Below are 8,496 nucleotides of genomic sequence, written 5' to 3' on the forward strand. Positions count from 1 at the left end.
CCCTTGGCATAGCAAGGGCTGGATGGGCGTTACTTGGTTACAATGGCGAGTGGCCAGCCAATATCCGTTTGTCGGTTAGCTTCCAACTCCAGTTCTGCATGAGTGAGCGGATTATCACGTAACCATTGCCCATCGAGAGTTAGCGTCAACTTATCTTCATCGGCACATAAAGCGAATTTCGGCTCTAAGGCTGGATTGCGTCGATGGCTTAGCAAAATCGCAAGGCGCAACAAACGTAAGACACGTTTTGCACTGGTAGCAGATAACGCATGCTGTTCGGGAAGTGAAGAGAGAGTCTCTCGATAACGACGGGTTAGCTCTGCCAAATAGTGTTTTTGGGCACGAGTATAGCCTGGCAAGTCTAAATTTTTCAGTAGATAAGCACTGTGTTCGCCGCCTTTTTTGAAATCAATGGCCAGACCAATTTCATGTAACTGAGCAGCAGAGCGTAACAACATCTCGGCTTGAGGCTCTGGAATCCATTGTTCAGAACCACATTGCTGATAAAGCCGACTAGCCAGTGAAGCGACTTGATCAGCATAATGTTGATCGATTTGATAGCGGCTCTGTACACTGGCAATTGTGCGTGCGCGAATATCTTCTTGCCGGAGATCTTGCACCATTTCGTAGACCAGCCCTTCACGTAGTGCTCCACCCGCTAATGTCATCGCTTCAATGTCTAAGGATTCAAAAATCGCAATTAAAATAGACAAACCACTGGGGAAAACTAAAGCCCTCTCAAGCGTTAAGCCTTCTATTTCAAGCTCTTCAAGATGATCCGCTAACATGGCCTGTTTTTGTAAACGTTGAAGTTTCGCTAACGTAATGACCTCATCCATGCCTTGAGCCAACATGATTTCTTGTAGCGCTTGCACGGTACCACTTGCCCCAACGCAGACATTCCAACCCAATTGGCGATAGACCTCTAAGATGGGAGTCATCATCTGCTTGGCCGCTTGAATGGCATGGTCAAAGTTTATCGCCGTCAGTTGACGATCTTTAAAATGACGCTCCAACCAAGTCACACAACCCATTTTCAGGCTGGTTAAGGCTTTTGCTTCAAACCCTTCACCGATAATCAGTTCTGTACTCGCTCCGCCAATATCAACCACCAAACGACGACCCACACCACCAGATGTGTGTGCGACGCCTTTGTATATGGTTGCCGCCTCTTCTTCACCGGAAATGACCTCGATGGGATGACCTAAAATGGCATTCGCCTTGACTAAGAACTGTTCTGCATTGGTTGCGGTACGTAACGTTGCAGTACCGACGATACGAATGTGCTGCGCCGGAATGTCTTGTAATCGTTCCGCAAACAAGCTCAGACAATCCCAGCCACGCTGCATGGCATCCTGACTGAGAACACTATGTTCATCCAAGCCTGCCGCTAAACGTACTTTACGTTTAATTTTGGCCATCGTTTGTACGCTGCCATCAATATGGCGTACAACCAGCATATGAAAGCTGTTTGATCCGAGATCGATAGCTGCATACAATGGTGAAGAAGTACTTTGACTCATCGGTTAGTTACGAATCCTTTTTTGGACGTGGTGCTCGTGGACGACGCTGAGGCTTTCGGTTTCCTGAACGTGAACCCGCAGTATTGGTACGACGCTGTTGTGACGAACGCAGTGTTAACGGCTTGGGTAAATCTGTCAACAGCGCGCTGGCATCATATTCAGATACAGGGATGCTATGCTCAATATACTCTTCAATCGCAGGTAAATTGACGGCGTACTCTTCACAAGCAAAACTGATCGAAGAACCACTTTCCCCCGCTCGACCAGTCCGGCCAATACGGTGGACATAATCTTCGCTATCGTCAGGTAAATCATAGTTAAAAACATGCGTGACTAAGGGAATATGCAAGCCACGAGCCGCGACATCGGTCGCCACTAAAATATCCAATGCACCTTGGGTAAATTGTTCTAAGATACGTTCACGTTTTTTCTGCGGTACATCACCAGTCAGTAGCCCTACTCGATGTCCGTCAGCGGCTAAACTTCCCCAAACTTGTTCACAGCGATGCTTCGTATTAGCAAAAACAATCGCTTTATCTGGCCATTCTTCTTCAATAATGGTTTGTAAAAGTGCCATTTTATGTTCATTTGAAGGGTAGAACAGCTCTTCTTTAATGCGGTGACCGGTTTTTTGCGTCGCTTCCACGACCACATGTTCAGGGTTATGCATGTGTTCAAAGGCCAATTCTTGCACGCGATAAGATAATGTCGCAGAAAAGAGCATATTGAGGCGTTCTTTCGGTTCAGGCATGCGACGGAACAAGAAACGGATATCTTTAATAAAGCCTAAATCAAACATACGATCGGCTTCGTCCAACACGACTGCTTGAATATGGTTAAGGTTGAACGCTTTTTGTTTATAGAAATCGATGATACGTCCGGTGGTACCGATTAATACATCGACGCCTTGCTGAATTTTAGTCAGTTGCTTATCGTAGCTTTCACCACCATAGGCTAGCGCGGTTTTTATACCCGTGGTGGCAATCAGTGATTCTGCATCATGATAAATCTGAATCGCTAATTCACGCGTCGGGGCCATGATGATTGCCCGAGGCTGGTTAGGTTTTCGTCCTTCCGCTTCAGGGGTTGTTAGTAAGTGATTAAAGGTCGCAGTAAGAAACGCAAGGGTTTTACCAGTGCCCGTTTGGGCCTGGCCTGCAATGTCTTGGCCGGTGAGCAGGACCGGCAACGCCAAGGCTTGGATCGGGGTGCAATATTCAAACCCTTTTTTATCCAATCCTTCAATGACTTGCGGGTGTAAACCGAAGTCGGCGAACTTTTGCTCTGTGATGTGTGTCTTTTTCATTGCTATAGAATATCAGCTTACACTTGCAATACGGAAGTAAATACATTCCAATAGAGCATCTAATTACTGGTTAGTATGCAACCAGTTCAGAAAAAACACATTGGAGTGGAAGATGAGTGATAAAATTTTGCAGCTTTCTGATGAAAGTTTTGAGAACGATGTGATCAAAGCTGCAGGCCCTGTTCTGGTTGATTTTTGGGCAGAATGGTGTGGTCCTTGCAAAATGATCGCCCCAATTCTGGATGAAATCGCAGACGAATATGAAGGCAAACTCACTATCGGTAAATTAAATATCGACCACAATGCCGGGACACCGCCGAAATTTGGTATCCGTGGAATTCCAACACTGCTGCTATTTAAAGATGGCAGTGTGGCGGCGACGAAAGTCGGTGCGTTATCAAAAACTCAGCTAAAAGAGTTTTTGGACGCGAACGTTTAGCGCAATGTATAAAACCGCACATGAGGTGCGGTTTTATTTTGCAAAAAACATTTTCTAGACTAGTCTGTTATTTAGTGCTAGTTTATCGCACGTTAATTAAACAAGTGTTCACTTCTTGGTCAATCCTGAGACCAAATCCATCTTAACTAGAAAATAGATCCTATTTTGACTAAACAAGTATCCACCACAATGAATCTAACAGAACTGAAGAACAGACCTGTGTCTGATCTTGTGAAACTTGGTGAGAGCCTAGGCCTTGAAAACCTCGCGCGTCTACGCAAGCAAGACATTATCTTCGCTATCTTAAAAGCTCATGCTAAAGGCGGCGAAGATATTTTTGGCGACGGTGTTTTGGAAATCCTTCAAGACGGCTTCGGTTTCTTACGCAGTGCAGACAGCTCATATTTAGCTGGCCCCGACGATATTTATGTATCACCGAGCCAAATTCGCCGTTTCAACTTGCGAACGGGTGACTCAATCGCTGGGAAAATTCGTCCACCTAAAGAAGGGGAACGTTACTTTGCACTGCTTAAAGTGAACACGGTTAACGACGACAAGCCTGATAACGCCCGCAACAAAATTCTTTTTGAAAACTTAACACCTTTGCATGCCAATGAGCGCATGATCATGGAACGTGGTAATGGTTCAACGGAAGATATTACTGCACGTGTTCTTGATCTTGCCGCCCCAATTGGTAAAGGGCAGCGTGGTTTGATCGTTGCGCCACCCAAAGCGGGTAAAACCATGTTGCTGCAAAACATCGCACAAAGTATCGCCAGCAATCATCCTGAGTGTGTTTTGATGGTATTACTGATTGATGAACGCCCAGAAGAAGTCACTGAAATGCAACGTTTAGTAAAAGGCGAAGTGGTTGCTTCCACCTTTGATGAACCTGCTTCACGTCACGTTCAAGTGGCCGATATGGTCATTGAAAAAGCTAAACGCTTGGTTGAACACAAAAAAGATGTTGTCATCTTGCTCGATTCGATTACTCGTTTAGCTCGGGCTTATAACACGGTGGTTCCTTCGTCTGGTAAAGTGTTGACCGGTGGTGTTGACGCCAACGCGTTGCATCGTCCTAAACGTTTCTTTGGGGCCGCGCGTAATGTTGAAGAGGGAGGCAGCTTAACCATTATTGCTACCGCTCTTGTTGATACGGGCTCAAAAATGGATGAAGTCATTTACGAAGAATTTAAAGGGACAGGTAACATGGAACTGCACCTTAATCGTAAAATTGCTGAAAAACGCGTTTTCCCTGCAATTGACTTTAACCGCTCAGGTACCCGCCGTGAAGAGCTATTAACTAAGCCTGATGAGTTACAAAAAATGTGGATTTTACGTAAGATCGTGCATCCAATGGGCGAAACTGATGCAATGGAATTCCTCATCGATAAGTTGGCAATGACCAAAACCAATGATGAATTTTTTGATGCCATGCGCCGACAATAACGCTTTATTAGATAAAAAAAACACCACTTAAATGAGTGGTGTTTTTTTATTCAGTCACGTCAGTTTGGAGGCTGAATAAAAATTACCTTCTAATTCGATAGAAAAGAGCGCTGAACTAAAGTGCTTTTTTGTTATACTAAATTCTAGGTAACCAGCGACCAAGAAAGCTTATGAATTTTAAGGATTTACGTGATTTTATCGACTATCTGGAACAGCATGGTCAGTTAAAACGTATTACCCATCCGGTTGACCCTCACTATGAAATGACCGAGATCAGTGATAGAACCTTACGTTTGAAAGGCCCTGCGCTGCTGTTCGAAAATCCTATTGGCTACGATATGCCCGTTTTAACCAATTTATTTGGCACACCTGAACGCGTTGCGATGGGGATGGGGCGAGAAAGCGTCCAAGATTTGCGTGAAGTGGGTAAATTGCTCGCTTATCTTAAAGAACCGGAACCTCCGCGAGGGTTTAAGGATGCGATAGATAAACTACCGGTTTTTCGGCAAGTGCTTAATATGCCTGTTAAGCGATTACGTAAAGCGCCTTGCCAACAAATCATCTGGCAGGGAGATAAGGTTGATTTAGATAAAATCCCAGTCATGAGTTGTTGGCCAAATGATGTCGCCCCTTTGTTAACCTGGGGGTTAACCATTACTCGTGGCCCGAACAAGAAACGGCAAAATTTAGGAATTTATCGACAACAGAAGATCGCCAAGAATAAGGTTATTATGCGCTGGTTAGCTCATCGTGGCGGTGCACTTGATCTGCGGGACTGGATGGAAACTCACCCTGGTGAACCGTTCCCAATTTCGGTGGCTTTTGGTGCTGATCCGGCAACCATTCTTGGTGCAGTTACCCCCGTGCCAGACACCTTGTCTGAATATGCCTTTGCTGGTTTATTACGTGGTAGTAAAACTGAGGTGGTTAAATCCGTCAGTAACGATTTAGACGTTCCCGCGAGTGCTGAAATTGTTCTCGAAGGTTATATTGACCCGAATGAGTTCGCTGATGAAGGCCCCTATGGCGATCATACTGGTTATTACAATGAAGTTGAGCGTCATCATGTCTTTACGGTGACTCATGTCACCATGCGTCAACAAGCGATTTATCATAGTACCTATACCGGACGGCCACCGGATGAACCAGCGGTGCTCGGTGTTGCGTTAAATGAAGTCTTTGTACCTATTTTGCAAAAACAGTTCCCTGAAATTGTTGACTTCTATTTGCCACCGGAAGGGTGCTCTTATCGCATGGCGGTAGTGACGATGAAAAAACAATATCCAGGTCATGCTAAGCGAGTGATGATGGGGGTCTGGTCATTTCTTCGTCAGTTTATGTACACCAAATTTGTGATTGTCTGTGATCACACCGTGGATGCGCGCGATTGGTCGTCAGTTATTCAAGCTATGGCTCAGTATATGCAGCCAGTACGAGATAGTTTGATGATTGAAAACACCCCTATTGATTCATTGGATTTTGCTTCACCTGTGGTTGGCCTAGGTTCAAAAATGGGCTTAGACGCGACTGAGAAATGGCCGGTCGAGTCGGCGAGTAACCTTAATAATACTCGACCGGTGACGCCGATCACTGAGGCTGATTTGCTGAAATTGAAGCAGCAACATAGCCAATTGCGCGAGATCTATTTACCACCAAGCGCCGACAATCAGTTCGTTTTACTCTCAATGGATAAAACCCAAGCCGGGCAATCAAAATTAATGCTTGAACAGGTATGGCAATATTTATCATATTTTACCGTTGTGAAATTTTTGGTGATTTGTGATGGAGACGTTAATGTGCATGATTGGAATGATGTCATTTGGGCGATAACCACTCGCATGGATCCAGCTCGTGATACGTTCAAACTGGATAATCAGGGTCGTGGCATATCGCCTCTTGCTTTAGATGCAACGAACAAATATCCAGGAGAAGTGGTTCGTGAATGGGGGACACCAATTAAGAAAGATTCTCAGCTAGTAGCTAAGATTGATCAACTTTGGCCACAATTAGCGATCAAATAATGCGTTGTTGACCTAGGCGCGTATATAGAGACGGGTTAGATCACTTTTAAGTTAACGATGGGGTGCTCAGTGGCTGGGTAACCGATATCGTCATTATTTTAATTTGCCACATAATATAGAGAATACCAGTCAGTGATGAATTCGCTCACTATGTACTGGTTAGTTTTTAGGCTATAGATAACTTGTTTTGTGGTCGTCAGCCTGAGCAAAACAAGTAAAAAGGAAGCTCAACACTATGCAATGTAAAGTTAAGTCTATTTCTCCTCTAGCGAGCCATACTTATCGCATTTTACTGCAGCCCGCGCAGCGATTAGATTTTAAAGCGGGACAATATGTTATGGTGATAATGGGAGAAAAGGACAAACGGGCATTTTCAATTGCTAATAGCCCTTGTCAACTGGAAGGAAACATCGAGCTGCATATTGGTGCTGCTGAGCATAATCTTTATGCGCAGCAAGTTGTCCAGCAGATGGAAACCGCATTGGCTGAGGGCAGTGATATCACTATTGATGCGCCTCATGGGGATGCCTGGGTAAGAGAAGATAGCCAGCGGCCACTACTATTAATCGCAGGCGGTACTGGGTTTAGTTACGTGCGTTCGATCTTGGATCATTGCTTAGCGACCCAACAAACGACGCCGATTCATCTTTATTGGGGAGCTAAGGATGAAAGCCAGCTTTATGCGCTGGAAGAATTACAAGCGTTAGCTAGTCAATATTCCAATATGGATTTTATTCCCACAGTGGAAACGCCATCATCTGCATGGTCTGGCAAAGTTGGCAATGTATTACAGGCGGTGATGGCGGATTTTGAATCTTTAGCTGACTTTGACATCTATATCGCTGGCCGTTTTGATATGGCAGGAGCAGCAAGAGACCAATTTACTCAGCATAAACATGCGGTTAACGAGCGTATGTTTGCGGATGCTTATGCATTTATTTAAATTATAGTTCATAAAGTAATCAGAAAATGCCGTTTTGGTTGCTTTTTAGGCTGGTTGAGGTGTTTTTCCATTTTTTATTTAAAAAGCACTTGCCAAGCTAACCAAACCCCCTATAATGCCGCCTCACTGACACGGCAGACGCCGCAAGGCTTCAGGCAGTGTTAGTTGAGGGAAAGCTTCTAAAAAAGAAAATTTGAAAAAGTGTTTGACTCTTCAAATTAACTCGTTAGAATTCACCTCCGCTTTGAAGCTCAATGAGCCTTCCAAGCAACGCTCTTTAACAATTTAAACCAATCAATCTGTGTGGGCACTCGTTGATGATAATCAAAAAGATTTATCAATGAACTGAGTGACCAATTTGATACTTATCTCTTTTAGAGAACGGTATCGAGCACAGTCAATTCAAGTTTTCTAGGAACTAGCTTCTAGAGCCTAGAAACTTATCAGTATTCATTGAGCCGGTCGTAAGACCAACAAAACTTTAATTGAAGAGTTTGATCATGGCTCAGATTGAACGCTGGCGGCAGGCCTAACACATGCAAGTCGAGCGGTAACAGAGAGAAGCTTGCTTCTCTGCTGACGAGCGGCGGACGGGTGAGTAATGCCTGGGAAATTGCCCTGATGTGGGGGATAACCATTGGAAACGATGGCTAATACCGCATGATGCCCTTGCTTATAATGAGCGGGGGCCAAAGAGGGGGACCTTCGGGCCTCTCGCGTCAGGATATGCCTAGGTGGGATTAGCTAGTTGGTGAGGTAAGGGCTCACCAAGGCGACGATCCCTAGCTGGTCTGAGAGGATGATCAGCCACACTG

The 8,496-nt window shown here is 44.8% G+C and carries 6 protein-coding genes and 1 rRNA gene; 5 read left to right on the plus strand and 2 right to left on the minus strand.

Annotation, left to right across the window (positions count from 1 at the left end; all coding sequences use genetic code 11):
- Nucleotides 1–29 precede the first annotated feature (29 nt).
- Together gppA and rhlB are read right to left on the minus strand one after the other, a co-directional pair.
- Nucleotides 30–1,523, minus strand: coding sequence for a guanosine-5'-triphosphate,3'-diphosphate diphosphatase (gppA, locus tag FKN05_RS12715; RefSeq protein WP_170887695.1), 1,494 nt, complete (start codon nucleotides 1,521–1,523; stop codon nucleotides 30–32).
- A gap of 7 nt (nucleotides 1,524–1,530) precedes the next feature.
- Nucleotides 1,531–2,829, minus strand: a complete 1,299-nt coding sequence (gene rhlB / locus FKN05_RS12720) for an ATP-dependent RNA helicase RhlB (RefSeq protein WP_170887696.1) — start codon at nucleotides 2,827–2,829, stop codon at nucleotides 1,531–1,533.
- Nucleotides 2,830–2,941: 112 nt separating this feature from the next.
- Here rhlB and trxA point away from each other — a divergent pair, with 112 nt between their 5' ends.
- From trxA to FKN05_RS12745, 5 genes are all read left to right on the plus strand, one after another.
- Nucleotides 2,942–3,268 carry a thioredoxin TrxA gene (trxA, locus tag FKN05_RS12725; protein ID WP_099610694.1) on the plus strand — a complete coding sequence of 109 codons (327 nt, stop codon included), beginning with the start codon at nucleotides 2,942–2,944 and terminating at the stop codon, nucleotides 3,266–3,268.
- Between the two features lie 189 nt (nucleotides 3,269–3,457).
- Nucleotides 3,458–4,717 (plus strand): transcription termination factor Rho, encoded by a 1,260-nt coding sequence (rho, locus tag FKN05_RS12730; RefSeq protein ID WP_099610693.1) that lies wholly within the window; start codon nucleotides 3,458–3,460, stop codon nucleotides 4,715–4,717.
- A gap of 170 nt (nucleotides 4,718–4,887) precedes the next feature.
- Entirely contained in the window at nucleotides 4,888–6,738 is a 1,851-nt protein-coding gene (gene ubiD / locus FKN05_RS12735) for a 4-hydroxy-3-polyprenylbenzoate decarboxylase (protein WP_170887697.1), read from the plus strand.
- A 235-nt stretch (nucleotides 6,739–6,973) separates the two neighbouring features.
- Nucleotides 6,974–7,681, plus strand: coding sequence for an NAD(P)H-flavin reductase (fre, locus tag FKN05_RS12740; protein ID WP_099610691.1), 708 nt, complete (start codon nucleotides 6,974–6,976; stop codon nucleotides 7,679–7,681).
- Nucleotides 7,682–8,163: 482 nt separating this feature from the next.
- Nucleotides 8,164–8,496: ribosomal RNA gene (locus FKN05_RS12745) — 16S ribosomal RNA — on the plus strand; the annotation flags it as partial.

Origin of the sequence: Vibrio sp. 1-1(7) (assembly GCF_013048485.1) — a bacterium.
Taxonomy (GTDB): Bacteria; Pseudomonadota; Gammaproteobacteria; order Enterobacterales; family Vibrionaceae; genus Vibrio; species Vibrio fujianensis.